Annotated in this window: 17 protein-coding genes; 3 read left to right on the forward strand and 14 right to left on the reverse strand. The window is 49.0% G+C overall.

Annotated features, from left to right (window positions below):
- Window positions 1-319 precede the first annotated feature (319 nt).
- The 12 genes from M3650_RS11095 to coxB all read right to left on the reverse strand — a co-directional run bounded on the left by M3650_RS11095 (window position 320) and on the right by coxB (window position 10733).
- On the reverse strand, window positions 320-1585 hold the full coding sequence (locus M3650_RS11095; protein WP_251574691.1) for an ABC transporter permease: 1266 nt from the start codon (window positions 1583-1585) through the stop codon (window positions 320-322).
- Window positions 1578-2483, reverse strand: coding sequence for an ABC transporter ATP-binding protein (locus tag M3650_RS11100; protein ID WP_019420013.1), 906 nt, complete (start codon window positions 2481-2483; stop codon window positions 1578-1580). Before M3650_RS11100 ends, M3650_RS11095 begins: the two co-directional genes overlap by 8 nt.
- Entirely contained in the window at window positions 2480-3385 is a 906-nt protein-coding gene (locus tag M3650_RS11105; RefSeq protein ID WP_251574692.1) for an ABC transporter ATP-binding protein, read from the reverse strand. The genes M3650_RS11100 and M3650_RS11105 overlap by 4 nt, the downstream gene beginning before the upstream one ends.
- A 29-nt stretch (window positions 3386-3414) precedes the next feature.
- Window positions 3415-3801: a GntR family transcriptional regulator gene (locus M3650_RS11110; protein WP_251574693.1), complete on the reverse strand. Its 387-nt coding sequence runs from the start codon at window positions 3799-3801 to the stop codon at window positions 3415-3417.
- Between the two features lie 50 nt (window positions 3802-3851).
- Window positions 3852-4580 (reverse strand): hypothetical protein, encoded by a 729-nt coding sequence (locus M3650_RS11115; RefSeq protein ID WP_251574695.1) that lies wholly within the window; start codon window positions 4578-4580, stop codon window positions 3852-3854.
- 175 nt (window positions 4581-4755) lie between these two features.
- A complete protein-coding gene (locus M3650_RS11120) occupies window positions 4756-4962 on the reverse strand; it encodes a hypothetical protein (RefSeq protein ID WP_251574697.1) in 207 nt (68 codons plus the stop codon).
- A gap of 270 nt (window positions 4963-5232) precedes the next feature.
- On the reverse strand, window positions 5233-5697 hold the full coding sequence (locus M3650_RS11125; RefSeq protein ID WP_019420017.1) for a DUF420 domain-containing protein: 465 nt from the start codon (window positions 5695-5697) through the stop codon (window positions 5233-5235).
- 84 nt (window positions 5698-5781) lie between these two features.
- The gene (gene ctaG / locus M3650_RS11130; RefSeq protein WP_251574701.1) at window positions 5782-6690 is read right to left on the reverse strand and encodes a cytochrome c oxidase assembly factor CtaG; all 909 of its coding nucleotides are present in this window, start codon (window positions 6688-6690) and stop codon (window positions 5782-5784) included.
- A 114-nt stretch (window positions 6691-6804) separates the two neighbouring features.
- Window positions 6805-7125 (reverse strand): cytochrome C oxidase subunit IV family protein, encoded by a 321-nt coding sequence (locus M3650_RS11135; RefSeq protein WP_019420019.1) that lies wholly within the window; start codon window positions 7123-7125, stop codon window positions 6805-6807.
- A gap of 4 nt (window positions 7126-7129) precedes the next feature.
- Entirely contained in the window at window positions 7130-7750 is a 621-nt protein-coding gene (locus tag M3650_RS11140; RefSeq protein WP_019420020.1) for a cytochrome (ubi)quinol oxidase subunit III, read from the reverse strand.
- Window positions 7747-9597: a cytochrome c oxidase subunit I gene (gene ctaD / locus M3650_RS11145; RefSeq protein ID WP_251575168.1), complete on the reverse strand. Its 1851-nt coding sequence runs from the start codon at window positions 9595-9597 to the stop codon at window positions 7747-7749. The genes M3650_RS11140 and ctaD overlap by 4 nt, the downstream gene beginning before the upstream one ends.
- 62 nt (window positions 9598-9659) lie before the next feature.
- Window positions 9660-10733, reverse strand: a complete 1074-nt coding sequence (gene coxB / locus M3650_RS11150; protein ID WP_251574703.1) for a cytochrome c oxidase subunit II — start codon at window positions 10731-10733, stop codon at window positions 9660-9662.
- A 500-nt stretch (window positions 10734-11233) separates the two neighbouring features.
- Here coxB and M3650_RS11155 point away from each other — a divergent pair, with 500 nt between their 5' ends.
- Window positions 11234-12007, forward strand: a complete 774-nt coding sequence (locus M3650_RS11155; RefSeq protein WP_251574705.1) for a hypothetical protein — start codon at window positions 11234-11236, stop codon at window positions 12005-12007.
- A gap of 71 nt (window positions 12008-12078) precedes the next feature.
- On the opposite strand, the gene map is transcribed toward M3650_RS11155, so the two are convergent.
- On the reverse strand, window positions 12079-12861 hold the full coding sequence (gene map / locus M3650_RS11160) for a type I methionyl aminopeptidase (RefSeq protein WP_251574707.1): 783 nt from the start codon (window positions 12859-12861) through the stop codon (window positions 12079-12081).
- A gap of 265 nt (window positions 12862-13126) precedes the next feature.
- Entirely contained in the window at window positions 13127-13315 is a 189-nt protein-coding gene (locus tag M3650_RS11165) for a hypothetical protein (protein ID WP_019420025.1), read from the reverse strand.
- Between the two features lie 246 nt (window positions 13316-13561).
- Here M3650_RS11165 and M3650_RS11170 point away from each other — a divergent pair, with 246 nt between their 5' ends.
- Both M3650_RS11170 and M3650_RS11175 read left to right on the forward strand, forming a co-directional pair.
- The gene (locus tag M3650_RS11170; protein WP_251574709.1) at window positions 13562-14587 is read left to right on the forward strand and encodes a serine hydrolase domain-containing protein; all 1026 of its coding nucleotides are present in this window, start codon (window positions 13562-13564) and stop codon (window positions 14585-14587) included.
- A 139-nt stretch (window positions 14588-14726) separates the two neighbouring features.
- Window positions 14727-15905 carry an MFS transporter gene (locus M3650_RS11175; protein ID WP_251574710.1) on the forward strand — a complete coding sequence of 393 codons (1179 nt, stop codon included), beginning with the start codon at window positions 14727-14729 and terminating at the stop codon, window positions 15903-15905.
- Window positions 15906-15928 lie beyond the last annotated feature (23 nt).

A 15928-nucleotide genomic window follows, 5' to 3' on the forward strand; every position in this document is an offset into this window, starting at 1 on the left:
ATGCTCGCCTCCAGTGGGACAGTAAGCAAAAAAATACGATTTTCATTCGTGAAATCTGAATGAAAATCGTATTTTTTGATGTGTTCACATTCGGTTACGTACAAAAGCCGTGTTTTTCAGTGGCCTCGAAAACTCGAGCGGTGTTTTGCGATTTAAGTAAACTTAAATATAACAACAAGGGCTACTAAACCCTTGATCCATCAACATTTCTGACGAATCAAGGGCCCATCCTTGTCTCAAACATGTATTGTAAATAGTCTCATTTATTAACCAAATTAGTCTCAACTATAGCCGCTACTCACACCTAACCACATCGACCTTAAATCTTGTACGCCTTCATCGCCTTGCGAATTTCTTTCCATGATGGGCGCTTACCGTACATGAGCACGCCAGTGCGGTAGATTTTCGCGGACAGCCAGCCGAAGAAAACGACCGACACGAGCATAATCAGGACGCCGACCCAGAATTCCCACCATGCCGAGTTGCCGATTCCAATCCTCAGCAGCATCGACGTCGGTATGAAGAACGGAATATAAGAGGTGACCTTCACCAGCATTGAGTTCGGTGTAGACACGCTGAAGATCGCGATATAGAAGGCAGCCATCGTCAGCATCGTAATTGGCATAATTGCCTGCGCCAAGTCTTCCGTGCGGCTCACGATCGAGCCGACTGCGGCGAACAGCGTTGCGTAGAGGAAGTATCCCAAGACGTAAAGCAGCAATCCTCCGCCTACTACCGACCAATCAATCATGGAAATGTCGAAGTTAAGCTCCTTGAGCGGGCCTGCATTGTGCGGCAGCATCAGGTTCAAAAGAACGACCGCAAGGAAGATTCCAATCTGCAGCAATCCTAGCAGGAACATGCCGATGATTTTACCGAACATTTGCGCAAGCGGCGACACGCTCGTAATGAGAATTTCCATAACGCGCGAGCTTTTCTCCTGTGTTACCTCGGATGCAATCATGTTGCCCGTCATCGTATTGGTCATGAACAAGAGGACGATAAGCACCATGACGACCACAATGGATATGCCTTTGTTCGCCGGGTTCTCTTCCGCTTCTTCTCCTGCCTTCGCGATCGTCTTCGAGTCCAGCGAGACCGGCTTGCTAAGCTCCGCGATTTGTTCCGGAGTAAGCGAATCTTTCACGAGCCACTCCGTCTTAATTAACGTCAACGCGTTCGTCAAGACCGACTGTTTTTCCATCCCAAGTTCATCTTCCCCGTGATATACAACCTTCGGGAACGACCCGGCTTGCTCTTCTTCCAATGTCAAATAGCCTTCAATCTTGCCGTCTTCCACCTGCTTGTTCAGCTCTGCTTCGGAAGTATTAGCATAAGGAACGATTTTGAGATCACCATTCTCTTGTTTCGCAAAATACTGCTCCAGCGACTGCTCGATTCTCGTATCCTTTCCTTGCATCAGTCCAATGGAAGTCGGCTCGTCACTCGAAAACAATGAAATGATGTAAGGCAAGTTCACACCTAAACTAATGATGAGCGCCAAAATAATCGTCGTGACGAAAAAAGCTTTCGTCATCATCTTCGTGCGCAGCGTAAATCCGATTACGGTCCGTACATTATGCATTTGATTCACTCCCAACCGCCTTAATGAAGATTTCGTTCAATGTCGGCTCCTTCAGCTCGAACTGCTGTACGTTCACTTGCGCCATTGCCGTCTGCAAAATATGCTGAGCAGCTCCTTCGTCGGTAATGCGGAGACGGTATCCATCATCTGTCCGCTGCACATCACTCACTCCTGCAATGCTCTGCAGACCTTCCACCGCTCCACTCGTGCGCAAGACGACATGCTCACGCGGATAACGGGACTTCAAATCGCGAAGCGAACCTTGCAGGACCGCTTTTCCTTTTTGCAAAATAGTCAGGTTGCGGCACAATTCCTCGACATGCTCCATCCGGTGCGTCGAGAACAGAATGCTCGTGCCTTGATCGCGCAGCTCCTTGACCGTCTCCTTCAGCAGCTCCACGTTCACGGGATCAAGACCGCTGAACGCCTCGTCCAGAATGAGCAGCTTCGGTTTATGAACAATGGAAGCGATAAAGCCAATTTTTTGTTGGTTCCCTTTGGAGAGCTCTTCAATTTTCTTATTATAATTTTCCGGAACGTTGAATCGCTCCAGCCAGTACTTCAGGTTGCTGTCAGCATCTTTGCGTGACATTCCACGCAACTGGGCCAAATAAGTAACCTGCTCACTTACCTTAATCTTCGGATACATCCCGCGCTCCTCTGGCAAATAGCCGAAAATTCGGGATAAACCGCTATGGAATGGTTTGCCGTCATATTGGATAGTTCCCCCATCAGGATAAATGAGTCCGAGCACCATCCGCATCGTCGTCGTCTTGCCGGCCCCGTTCGCCCCGAGCAACCCGTACATTTCGCCCTCTTCCACATCAAAGCTAAGACCATTAACGGCGGTCTTGTCACCGTATTGCTTGACGACTTCTTGTAATTGTAGCGGCTTCATCGACTTGTAGCTCTCCCTTCGTTATTCAGCTCAATCAAATAGGCTAATATATCATCCAGCTCCAGACCTTTGGTCTGCAGTGTGGGTATATCATTCTCCTGCAAAAAGGCCTCAAGCTGGGCCGCATCCTTCGCAATGAGACGTACGCCATACCGCTCCTGAATCGCCTTCGCCAGGCCAGGAATGCGGTCATAATCTGCAGCATCGCCATCAACGAGGAACTCTTTCCAAGCGTCGAACATGGCATCCTTTTCGACCATTTGCAGTACCTGCCCCTTATTCATGAACAGGATGTAATCTGCAAGGCGCTTCACTTCTTCAATAATGTGTGTAGCGATAACAATCGAACGCTGACCATCCTGCAAATAGCGTTGCATGTCCTCGATCATCATGCGCCAGGATAATGGATCCAAGCCTGACGATGGCTCGTCGAGCAGCAGCAATTCAGGCTGGGGGCTCATGGCGATAATCAAGTCCAGCTTTCTGCGCATCCCCTTCGACAGTTTGCTCAGCTTCTGCTTCGGCGGGATTTCGTATTTCGCCATATAATGCTGGTAAAATTGCCAATCCCACTTCGGATACCACTGTGCCGTAAATGTAGCCAGCTGATCTGCCGTCAAATCGTTATCATCCGGATTCGGATGTTCACCGACGAATCCGATGCGTGCTTTCAACGCGGCATCATACTCTGGTTGAACCTTCTCTTGAAAGATGGTGATGCTTCCTTGCTCCGGGTGAACGAAGCCCATGCACATGCCTAACAACGTCGTCTTCCCCGAACCGTTCGTGCCGACAATCGCCGTGACACAGCCTTGCGGTATGTGGATATTTAGCGGACCTATTTTTATATTTTCCCGCGTCTTCACAATACTTTGCAATGTAATGACGTTGTTCTCCTCCACTTGAGTTCCCCTCCTTACTCCAAATGGACTCAATGCCATTTTTGCAGAATTACTTCTTGCATCAGCTGCTCTAATTCCTCTTTCGTTATATCGACGCGCAGCGCGGCATCAACCGCTTCTTCCAATGCTTGCTCAACGGCTTGCCGCCGATAACGAGCACGCTCTTCCGCATGAACCTGTGCGACAAACGTTCCCGTCCCCTGCTTCGTCCGGAGCAATCCTTCGCTTTCTAAATCTTGATACACCCTTCTTACCGTAATCACGCTGCATTGCAGTTGATTGGCGAATTCGCGTATGGACGGAAGAAGCATACCCTCTTCAAGATGGCCGCTCAAAATGAGCGCTCGAAGCTGGTGTGTAATTTGCGCATACAGCGGTTCCGAACTGTTATCATTGATTTGAATGGGCATAAACACCGCTTCTCACCACCTCCTGCTATATGGTTTTCTGCTCACTGTCATACGCGCTATACCAAATCTCGCTTACGAATCGCATTCTTTATCCTGACGATACCGAGCGTCGACACTTGTGTAATCAGACCCAATGCAAGAATGCCGCCTAACCAAGGGTAATATTTTGCGACATACACGATCGTCAGAACAAAGCTTCCACCAGATAGAGCAATAGCTATAGCGAGAGCGGTAGTGAAGGCAATTATAATTAACGACCTCTTAAAATATTTGCTGCCGCTGTAGCTCATCTCCATAATAATGAACATCATATTAATAATCATAGAAAATGCAATGAGCATGAACGCAAAGGCGATTATGGATACCGGCGCCAGCTCTGCCCTCAACGCGGGACTGAAAATAACCTGAACGGCAATGAATAGGGTCATGTTCAACACAAACGCAACGAGCATCATCATGATGCGTGATAAGGCAATCGTATGAATGTCAATCGGCAAGGTGCGCAGCTTCACCATCCATTTCGTATATGAATCTTCCTGAATGTAACGCATCGAGCGGCGTGAAAAGAAAAGCCCCATATTGGGCAGCGTAATCAAATAAACAAAGTCCAACGTTCCGCTTAGAAATCGATGCATCCCTTCGACTTCACCCAGTACGCCATTCATCATGAACATGCTCGTTACGCTCATGTACATATTGAACAGCAGCGTCGTAACCAATCCCCACTTGAAGCGTACGAGATCATTTTTGACAAGCGCCCATGCTTGTTTATATTGATTGCCCAATGTTTATCCCTCTTTCTACAACGGATTCAGCTCCGTATGTATGTGCAACGCGCCACACTTGCTGTGCTGAATATCATGCATACTGTGTTCACTGTGCTTACTGTGTATATCTTTATATACAGTATAATCACTGTGCTGTTTTATTGTCAATACCTTAGAAAACCTTTATCGAGGCTTAAAAATGGGCGACCGAGTTTGAGACAGGTTTAGGTTTTATCGCTGACTCTTCATCATGAACGACAAGTTCCGCTCTTGCTAGTTGCTCGTTCAGACTTACAGGGATTCGCTTCATCCGTCTCTTTGCTTCATTCTCCCCTTTCATCAGGAGGCGCCACGCCCAATGACGGCTCTGATTAACTGCCATCATGATCGGCCGCTTCATGGCACGGTATAAACGACTTGTTCTTATTCTCGATGTTATCCCTCCTGACTATATGGGAGAATGGAGTAAGGGCCATTATAACGGAAGCCCGACATTGTGTTTTCGTTTGATAGGAAAATGGCGGCTGCCATTCTGAATGAAAGGTAGAGTGTAGCAAGGGATGGAACAGAGTTACCTTCTCCGGAAAGGACAACGTGACGTGAACATAAAAAAACGTCCCGCCGTGAACGTATCACAGCAGGACGGATTTTACGCAGAATCGTTATGGTATTACAGACCAAAAATCGCATCGATGACCGGCTTGGTATGACCGCCCGGATACAGTAAATACAGCAAGCTATATACCGTTACCCCCGTAATTGCCGTCGCAAACCAAATGATAGATGTGATTTTCCCCAGCTTGCGGTGTGTTTTAAACCGTGATTTGAAACCAGTATACAGCGTTACAAGACCGAATACGGCTGCAACCGTCGCCAGTACGATATGAAATAGCAGGAAGACCAAATAGAAAACTTTCAGGTCATCTGGCCCCCCCCATGCCGTATTGCCGACAAAAATCGTCCGGGATACATAAATAATAAAGAACAGAAGTGCCGCCACGGCCGCCGCCACCATCGTTTTTTTATGCTGCTCCCGTTTGCCTTTGATGATTTGCGCCCAACCGATAGCAACGAGAATCGCACTGATGGCGATGAACGATGTGCTTACAGCGGGCATCAAATTATATAAATCCACGAAAGTAACGCCCTCCTCAACTCATTCAACAAGGTGCTTCATGCTATCCCTTGCGCTAGTCTTCGTTATCATTATAAAGGATTTCTACGAGTTCATCTGCCCCTCTGGCATCAATTCCACAAAATCGTCATCATCTTTGCCTTCTCTGCGGAACCAATGCACGAAGACATATCCGAGTATACAGCCGTACATCGTCTCTTGAATCAGCTTCATGAGAATGCCCCCCAACTGCTGATCCTCAAGTGGATTGAACCAGTTGAAAAATTCCGGCCCGTCGAACGCCGCCAGCATAGCTGCCGGATCCCCTGAAATGCAATACCCCATCGCCTCAACCCAGGCATCCTTGTCCACATAAGTGGCGAACAACGGATCACTTGCAAAAATGATGAGTGCACAGGCTGGTGTAATGAGAAGTCCGTTCAGAAAAATGTAGCCCATCTTCTTCACATCGGCTAGGGTGTTCCACTCGGGAACCGGGGCGACGACCCACCACCACATGAGCGTCGATGCAATGAACAACACAATATAGTAGATGATATGTTCTGTGTAATGTGTCATGACATAGTCGTGCACGACAGGTACATGATAGAAAGAAAACAGCACATTGAACAGCACTGCGCTCAATATAGGATGAGTGAACTTTCTCAATCGTCTAAGCGGCTTCCGATCAAGCAGGTAGCGCCATAGCCAGCCCGGCACGGACAACAAAATGAGCGGCGGCACGATAATATATGATATGGCCATCATGAGCATATGAAACGTAAACATCATATGGCTCATCATGTTAATGGGTCCGCCTTGGGCGAGATACAGGAGCAGTACGCCCGTGCTAAACATCACTTTCTGCTTTACAGATACCGGCTCTGAATTAGCAAAGCGATCACGAAACGGCCCTGTCACCCCAAGATACAAAATGATGACGAGCACCGAAGAGACAAGAAACAACGGACTCCACACATCATACAAACTGAAGTAATTCGTTAAACCGAACATGAACGTTCATTCCCTTCTCTCGTTGGCGCCACCATTTCGCCACAATTTGTCCCATTATGGAAAAAGAGGCGACGCTAAATGCGTCCCCTCTTGTGCAGCATGTCTTGCCTTCGCTTACCACCATACCCAGTATACGGACATGACAATTGCTGTAAAGGCAATGATAACTCCGCCTATCATAAATACAATTGGCAGCACATGACCTTTATCTTTCATGTGCATCCAATACGACATTTGAATAACAACTTGCAGTACCGCCATAACAAGAAGCAGGATTACTGTAAACGTCGGGTTCACTTCGCCTACCGAGGCTACGGTTACAAAAGCGATTAACGTTAACACGATGGAGAAGATAAAAGCTATAATATGCTTCTGTTTACCTTCATGTCTATGACGGCGTTTCGAGTTGTCCGGTGCCATATCATGTGCTGTCATTCGCTTAGCCCACCTTTCCCATTAAGTAAACGACGGTAAAGATGAATACCCATACGACGTCGATAAAATGCCAGTAGATAGCCGACACATACACCTTCGGCGCCGTTACGAGGTTCAGTCCTTTTTTGCGAACTTGTGCAATCAGAATCGAAATCCACGCCACACCAAATGCCACGTGAGCCCCGTGAAATCCAACTAACGTATAGAAAGACGAACTGAAGGCGCTTGTCGTAAACGTATGGCCTTCATGCACATATTCAACAAACTCGTAAATTTCCATACCGAGAAAGCAGAAACCAAGAATAACGGTTACGATAAGCCAGTTAAGCATTGCTTTGACTTCCTTGCGATGCATCGCCTGAATGGCGAACACACTCGTTAAGGAACTGACCAGCAAAATAGCGGTAACTGTGGCAATCATCGGCAGTTTGAACAGTTCGGCTGCAGAAGGCCCGTCACCGATTTGGTTGCGGAGCGCTAGGAACGTAGCAAACAATGTGCCGAACAGTACCGCTTCCCCACCAAGGAACAGCCAGAAGCCGATCACCTTATTGCGGCCTTCTAAAGTCGCTTTTTCCGGCTCGTGAGGCCATTGGTCATCTACGTGATGTGCAGGCGCGCTCATGCTTTAACCCCCTTCTGCTCCAACTCTTCCGGTTCAATATGATAGCCATGATCATCTTTAACCGAGCGCAGGAACATGCAGCCGAATGTAATCAGCAAGCCAAACGCTGCGATAAGATGATTGCCGAACAAGAAGTTCAATGCCGTGTTGCCGAAGTCATCCTTCGCGAACATAAAGCCAAAGCCTGCTACGAACAAGCCGACGGACATCATGAACGGCAGAATGGATGGGGACGGCATATGAATCGAACCAAGCGGCTCAGCGGCAGGCATTTCTGTGTTGCCTTCCATTTTTTCTTTCCACCAAGCATCATAACCACGCACAAGCGGAGTCTGCTTGAAGTTGTATTCCGGCACCGGAGATGGGATCGTCCACTCCAAGGTGCGTCCGTCTCCCCAAGGATCGTTGCCCAAGTTCTTCGGCTTCGTCGACGTAATGACGACATTGACCAGGAACAAGATAACACCGACACCCATCATGATAGCACCGATCGTGCTGACCAAGTTCATCTTATCGAAGCCTTGGTTAGGCAAGTACGTGAAGACACGGCGCTGCATACCAAGCAAGCCCAAGAAGTGCTGGATAAAGAATGTCAGTTGGAATCCAATCCAGAACAACCAGAATGTTACTTTGCCCAATGGTTCATTAAGCATGCGGCCGAACATCTTCGGCCACCAGTAGTGGAGACCTGCGAACAGCCCGAGCACGAGACCGCCTACAATCGTGTAATGGAAGTGCGCTACGACGAAATACGTGTCATGGAACTGGAAGTCAGCCGGCGCGGATGCCAACATGACCCCTGTTACGCCCCCCATAACGAACGTTGGAATGAAGCTGATCGCGTACATATTCGCCGCTGTGAATTGAATCGAACCGCCCCACATTGTAAATAGCCAGTTAAATATTTTAATCCCCGTTGGTACCGCAATCAGCATCGTCGCGATGGAGAACAACGCGTTCGCTACCGGACCGAGGCCGACGGCAAACATGTGATGCGCCCAAACCATGAAGCCCAAAAATCCGATCAGCACCGTAGCAAATACCATGGAGCTATAACCGAACAGACGCTTGCGCGAGAACGTGCTGACCACGTCGGAGATAATACCGAACGCCGGAAGAATGAGAATGTATACTTCCGGGTGACCGAAAATCCAGAATATATGCTGCCATAATACCACGTTACCGCCATTCGGCACATAGAAGAAGTTCCCGCCGAAGAGACGATCGAACATTAACAGAATCAAGCCTACCGTAACGGCAGGGAAAGCGAACAAGATCAATGCGGACGTAATGAATGACGCCCAAGTGAACATCGGCATGCGCATGAAGGACATTCCTGGCGCGCGCATGTTGATAATGGTTGCAAGGAAGTTAATACCGCCTATTAGAGTACCGAGACCGGATATCTGCAACCCTATCGTATAAAAGTCAACTCCGTGCGAATTGCTGTAATCCACCGACGCGAGCGGAAGATAGGAAGTCCAGCCCGCATCAGGCACGCTGCCGATAAGCCAGCTCAGGTTCAGGAGGATCCCCCCGAAGAAGAATGTCCAGAACCCCAGCGCGTTCAGGAACGGGAACGCAACGTCGCGTGCGCCAATCTGCAGCGGAACGATGACATTCATCAATGCAAGAATAATCGGCATGGCGCCTAGAAAAATCATCGTCGTGCCATGCATCGTAATCAGCTCGTTGAACGTCTGAGCGTCAACGAAATCATTCATTGGTTTAATCAATTGAATCCGGATTAAGATAGCCTCAATACCACCTATCCCGAAGAACAATGCTCCGGCTAAAAGGTAGAGAATACCTATCTTCTTATGGTCGACCGTCGTCAGCCAATCCATAATGCCGCGATGACGCTTCACCGTGTGAGCCAAGGTCGTTACCTCCCCTAGAAGATGCTATACTATTGCTTATTGAATTCTTTCAAGGACTCTAACTTGTACTCCGCCAAGTACTTCACAATGCCATCCAGTTCTTCTTCTGACAACTTTTCTTTGAACGCAGGCATCGTGTTGCCCGGCTTAACCTTTTGCGGTTCTGTAATCCATTGGCGTAAATGTTCTTCTACAACCGCCTGCTCAATGGGTTCATCCGCCGTTTCGCGATTAAGCATAATTCCAGCAACAGCCTCGCGGCTGCCGAAGCCCTTCAAGTTCGGCCCAAGAGCTGGCGCATTGTCAATTGCATGGCAAGTCAAGCAGTTCTGCTTGAAGCTTTCAGCAACTTTCAGGTCACCTTCAAATGCTTTCGGTTCAGCTTTCATCTCAGCTACCCACGCCTTGAACGTTTCTTCGCTTACAGACTTCACTTTAAACTCCATCAATGCGTGCGATTGTCCGCAGAATTCCGCACACTTGCCTCGGTAGAGACCTGCCTCGTAAGCCTCGATGAACATCTTGTTCACATTGCCTTGGGGATTGGTATCCATCTTACCGGCAATAGCTGGAACCCAGAAGGAGTGAAGCACGTCTGCCGTTCTCAATTCGATTGCAATCTTTTTGCCTTTCGGTATAACGAGATCGTGGGCCGTATTAATACCTAAGTCAGTATATTCGAACTCCCACCAGAATTGATGACCGGTTACCTTCACATTGACTGCATCCGGGTCGCCGCTGTAATCCTCGGCAAATGCAAAAACGTATTTCACAGTCGGTACAGCCAGAATGATAAGGAGAAGAATCGGAATTACTGTCCAGATCACTTCCAGCTTGTGGTTCCCTTCGATTTGTTTCGGTATTTCCTCTTGTCCTGGCCGTCTGCGGTAGCGAATGACGACATAAATTGCAATCCCAAAGACGGCGACGACAACAATCGTCATAATCGTAATCGCCAACAGCATCAGATCAAACTGCTTGTCTGCAACCGGCCCTTGCGGGTTGAGAGTAGACAAATCCGAGCGACCACAAGCGCTTAGGAGCAAGACGAGCCCGGCAAACAACGGAAGGAGTCTCTTCACTGCATGCCACCGTTTCATCATTGATCAACCCCACTTTGTACATTTTCGCTGATTACCTCATCTCATGCCCTTGCGGACCTCTCGTGGCATATGCACGTTCATGGTGAGTGAACATATGCTCCTGCTTGCCCCACGGAAAGCCCAGGTTGGCCGTGTCTAACATACGAGTTCCTTGGATAAGGTCACATGCGCATGCAGATCCGGCCGGTCAGATCGAGTCACCGGCTCTAGCACGGATGTTGTAATCCTGTCAATTAACACAATCACTTACCTAAATATAATTTCCATAATTTTATTTGTCAATGTTTCCCGGGGAGTTCACAAAGTGTTCAGATTCTAAAATTGCCGCGTCATATCAATGTTTGTAATCGGTTACAGCCGACAAAACATATTTGAACATTGTGTCGAAGGACGTCATTTTCTGTAAATTCGCCATCGTTTTCTAATATCCTTCTTTACTGCCTGCATACTTATCACGATTTTTCAGAAAAATAATGTGAACTGTTAAGGAGGGATAAGCCATGTTTTCAAACCGCGTTCATAATTCAGACAACTCAAAACGCAACGTTCACTCTTTTGTCACAATTGCCGCAATCATGATTTGTTCCAGTTTACTCTTTACCGGCTGTGCCGGGGCCCGCACTGAGCTGTCAAAATCACCAGACGGCAACACGAAGGGAAATTATGCAGACCGAAAGGTCAAGCCGTCTCAAACGGCAAAATCGATGCAGTCCTCATCCCAATCAGATAAAAAGGAAAATCGATACCGTGCGCAAAGCGGGCAACAGCCGCACCGATTGGACGGTTCCAATGGACATAACCTTTCTACGATGTTCATCAATCGCCCTGTAAGCAACGCAGTCGGTAATATCGACGGTGTCGCGGTTGCTTACGTACTGCAGCTGCACGATAATGCTTATGTCTCCCTCACGCTGGATGGCGCCGGGCTTGGCACGAGCGGACGCGGGGATAAAGATACGCGTGAGCAGCAAGGCATCGGACGGATTGAAACGAGCTGGCAAATGGAGCAAGAAGCGAAGGGCAATCCTCCGCGCTTCGTGACACCAACCAGTCCGATGCGTACGCTGAAGCGAAGCGACGACTTGGCCGATGAATTTATACACACGATTGATGTGCTTATTCGAGAGCGCGCTCCGGAAGTAAAGCACGTCTACATTAGCGCAAATATGGACTTGTTCAATGCCCTGACCCCATACATTATGAAGGCTTATCCGGATGAATCGCTTCAGTGGGCGCAGGATGATATCATGTATCATATTCGCCGCTACTTGTAATCAATTATTTCCTATTTAAATAGAAGGTTTTAATCATCAGTGGAGCATGAGCACCTCTTTCAGGGGAATGATTATGAGTTCTTGTGCTTTCCGCCAGGTGTAAACGGGAGCATGGTCAGGACGCGCGGACCGCTGTCCGTGACGGCGACAGTATGTTCGAAATGCGCCCCCCACGTTCCGTCGCAGGTCAGAACCGACCATCCGTCATGTCCTAGCATGACGTCTCCGGGAACACCCAGCGTGAAGATGGGCTCCAGCGTGATGATCATCCCCGTCTCTAGTACCGGGCCCGTGCCGGGCCATCCATCATTCGGCACTTCCGGCGGCTCGTGCATGTCCTGACCGATGCCATGCCCGACCAATGCGGTTACGATTCCATAACCGTGCGTGCGGGCGATTTGTCCGATTGTACTTGAAATATCGCCGATCGAAGTGCCCGGTTTTACCAACTTAACCGCTTGGCGGAGCGCATATAGCGTATGCTGAACGAGACGCTTCACTTCGGGGCGCACGTGTCCGATTGGGTATGTCCAAGCCATATCGGCAAGCCAGCCTTTATAATTAACGACGAAATCAATCGTCACGATGTCACCCGAATTCAACTCACGCGCGTCTGGAAATCCATGGCACACCACATCGTTAATGGAGGCGCAGATGGCATACGGGTATCCGTAGTAGCCTTTTTGTTCTGCCACAGCACCGTTCTTCTGCAGCCACCGTTCCACAAACAGATCGATTTCCTGCGTCGTAACACCCGGAGCGAGCCGCGAAGCAACTTCCCGGTGACAGCGCGCCGCCATATGTCCTGCCTTCTGCATCATTTCAAGCTGTATGTCGGTTTTTATCTCGCTCATGAGAGTCCCTCCTTGACAGTATCCAATGTTTAATATATGACCTGACCTACTCAGGGTAGAAGTCATTTCCAAATATTATTCTATTTCCATATATTATATTTCCATATTCAAAGACCTATAGCCTGCATTAGCTCTAATATTATAAACAGGGCGCAGCCGAGTTCATCGGTGCGCCCTGTTCATTATTTCCATATGTCAAGTCGAAACGAAAGCGTAACGCCCTCTATCCAATTCTCTATCTTCTGTCGTATCAAGCCATTGTTGCCTAGGAAACACTTGTGTCTATCCTTCCCAATTCCAACTCTACAAGCTGTGTTAATTCGTCTTCATAGCCTCCCATAATCCGGTATTTCCGGATATACTCCTTCACAAATTTCCGAGGATTTTTCGGACGGAAAATGCGCGTCATCTCCAACAAGCTTTCTTTCACTTCGTTGTGACCTTTTGTTGCCATGAAAATTCCCTCCCAAAGCGTTGTAGATCGTGCTCCGCAACGGAGAATCAATTAGACTTATCGCTTAGCATTCTGGAATTTGCAACCTTTTAGTCCTATTATAGCATATTCATCAGAGCTGCAAAATCACACAATCTTTCTTAACCAATTCTTCATTGGGCATCCTAGATGACATACACAACGCATACTGACATTACATTGCTTTCATCGATATCACTATAACAACTATAAACAGGAGTGCTCAGTATGAATCAGATCAGCACATTCCGCATGTCTTCTGTGATGCCGGCAGAGGTAAATATCGATGCAGTTAAGCTGCAAACAGCATTGGAACAGTTGCCTAAGCTGTTTCCACGTCTATATTGCTGCCTGATTGCCCGTCACGGCCATATCGCAGCGGAACAATATTACAACGGCGGAGAGCCGGAAAGACTGAATGATTTGCGGTCGGCCACGAAGAGCGTTCTGTCATCCTTGATCGGTATCGCGGTACACCGCGGTGACATGCCGCCGCCAGATCAGCCAATTCTCCCCTATCTGGAAGAAGACATGCCCGTTCGCTCAGTAACCGATGAAGGATGGCGCCGCCTTACGTTTCGACACCTGCTCACGATGACATCGGGTCTGCATTGGCAGACAGGCAACAGACTGGGGGAACGCTGGATCCACCGCTTCCATAATAGTTCGAGCTGGCTTCGCTTTGCGTTGCGGCTTCCAGTCCAGCCCGAGCGGCATGGTCAGTTCCAATACCGCAGCATCGATTCCCACTTGCTGTCCGTGTTGCTTACCCGTTGCACCGGCATACGCGCGGACGAATATGCCGCGCTCCATCTGTTCCGTCCCCTAGGCATCCCGCAATACCGTTGGGACTTGTCACCAGACGGCCACGCCGCAGGTCATATCGGCCTCCATCTGACGGGAAGAGACATGCTTGCCTTCGGCCAGCTCATCCTCAACGAAGGCCAATGTCTTGCAGACAGCATGAATGAAGGAGCCCCTTCATTTACAGCCGTCATACCTCTGGAGTGGATACGCGAATCACTTCAGCCGCACGTCACCGGTCTGCCGGCATTCGGCCATTATGGATATCAATGGTGGGTTCATCAGGTTGGTTCGCATGATGCGGCCTGTGCTATAGGGCATGGCGGACAGCTAATATATGTCGTTCCCTCCCATGCATTGACCGTTGTATTTGCAAGCAATCCACGGGTATGCCGCTGGCGGCATCCGAAGCGTTGGCTCGAAGAGTGGCTGCTTCCTTCCTGCCGTTAGCTTGCACAAAACAGGCTGCATAAGGCGTATTGCATATAGCAGCGTCCATATTATCTTTTAACATGCCGTAATGTAGGTTTGCTGGAAACACTTGTAACCCCGCGTTATAATGGTACAAGCAGGAAAGGGGCGTTCACGTTTGAAAGGGATTCGCGCGCTAGGCTTAGGCCGGGATATTGTACTGCTGGCCGTTATTTTATTTCTGGTGGAGTTTGTACGTGGAGCAACATTGGTATCGTTCATACCAATTTACGGAAAAGACGTGCTGCATATTAGCTTGGCCATTATCGGAACGGCCATCACCGCGCATTATTTAACAGATACCGTTCTTAAGACTGGAATCGGCTATTTGCTTGATCGGCTATCCGCCCGGCTCATCATAAATGTCGGATTGCTTATATCGCTTATCGGCGTTGCTTTGTTCCATTTTGGGGAGAGTAATTGGATATTTATCGCTGCCGCTGCGCTGTATGGAGTCGGCATCTCTCCGGTATGGATCGTCTGCTTAACCAAAGTGAAAGAAGAGCAGCGAGCCGCCCAGATGGGCTTTCTCTATATGATATGGCTGGTCGGCATGGGTGCCGGGCCGGTTGTGCTTAATCTTTTGATGGATTACCGTCCCGAGCTGGCATTCTATCTCATCGTGAGCCTCGCCGCGATCGCTTGGCTGCTCAGCTTCTTCATCCCCGGCGGGAAGCAGACCGATTCGAGCGTCAACACCGTCCCATTCAAGGAACAGTGGGAAGCACTGCGTGTCAAGCTGAAGGCGATGAAGCCGCTTCTTCCGGGAATGATATTACAGACGTTAGGTGCCAGCATGCTGGTGCCGATACTGCCGACCTTCGCTTCGGATACGCTCTCGCTATCAAGCAGCCAGTATTCCGTGCTGCTCTTGCTTGGAGGCGGCTGCACAGTGCTTGGACTTGTCCCGATGGGCAAATGGTCCGATAAAGTCGGGCGCAAGCCTTTCCTCATCACGGGATTCGCCATTTTTGGACTGACGCTTGCATCGTTGTCGTTGCAGCCTTCCACACTTGTCGCCTATGGGTTAGCTGTCGTGCTCGGTTTATCGTATTCTGCCGTGCTGCCAGCGTGGAACGCGCTGCTCGCACTTTATGTGCCACCTGGCCAGAAGGGGCTTGGCTGGAGTCTGCTCTCCACTGTGGAAGGCATTGGCGTGCTCATCGGACCAGTCGTTGGCGGCGTGCTTGCCAGCGCATTCTCGGCTGCGACCGTCGTATGGATTAGTGCTGGTCTCTTTGCCATTATTGCGCTTGTCTATACACTGTTCCCATCGCGCTGGTTCGCAGAGCGATAGCAACCTTTTGCATATATACACGT

It is taken from the genome of Paenibacillus sp. MER TA 81-3, assembly GCF_023713585.1.
GTDB classification, from domain to species: domain Bacteria; phylum Bacillota; class Bacilli; order Paenibacillales; family Paenibacillaceae; genus Paenibacillus_B; species Paenibacillus_B profundus.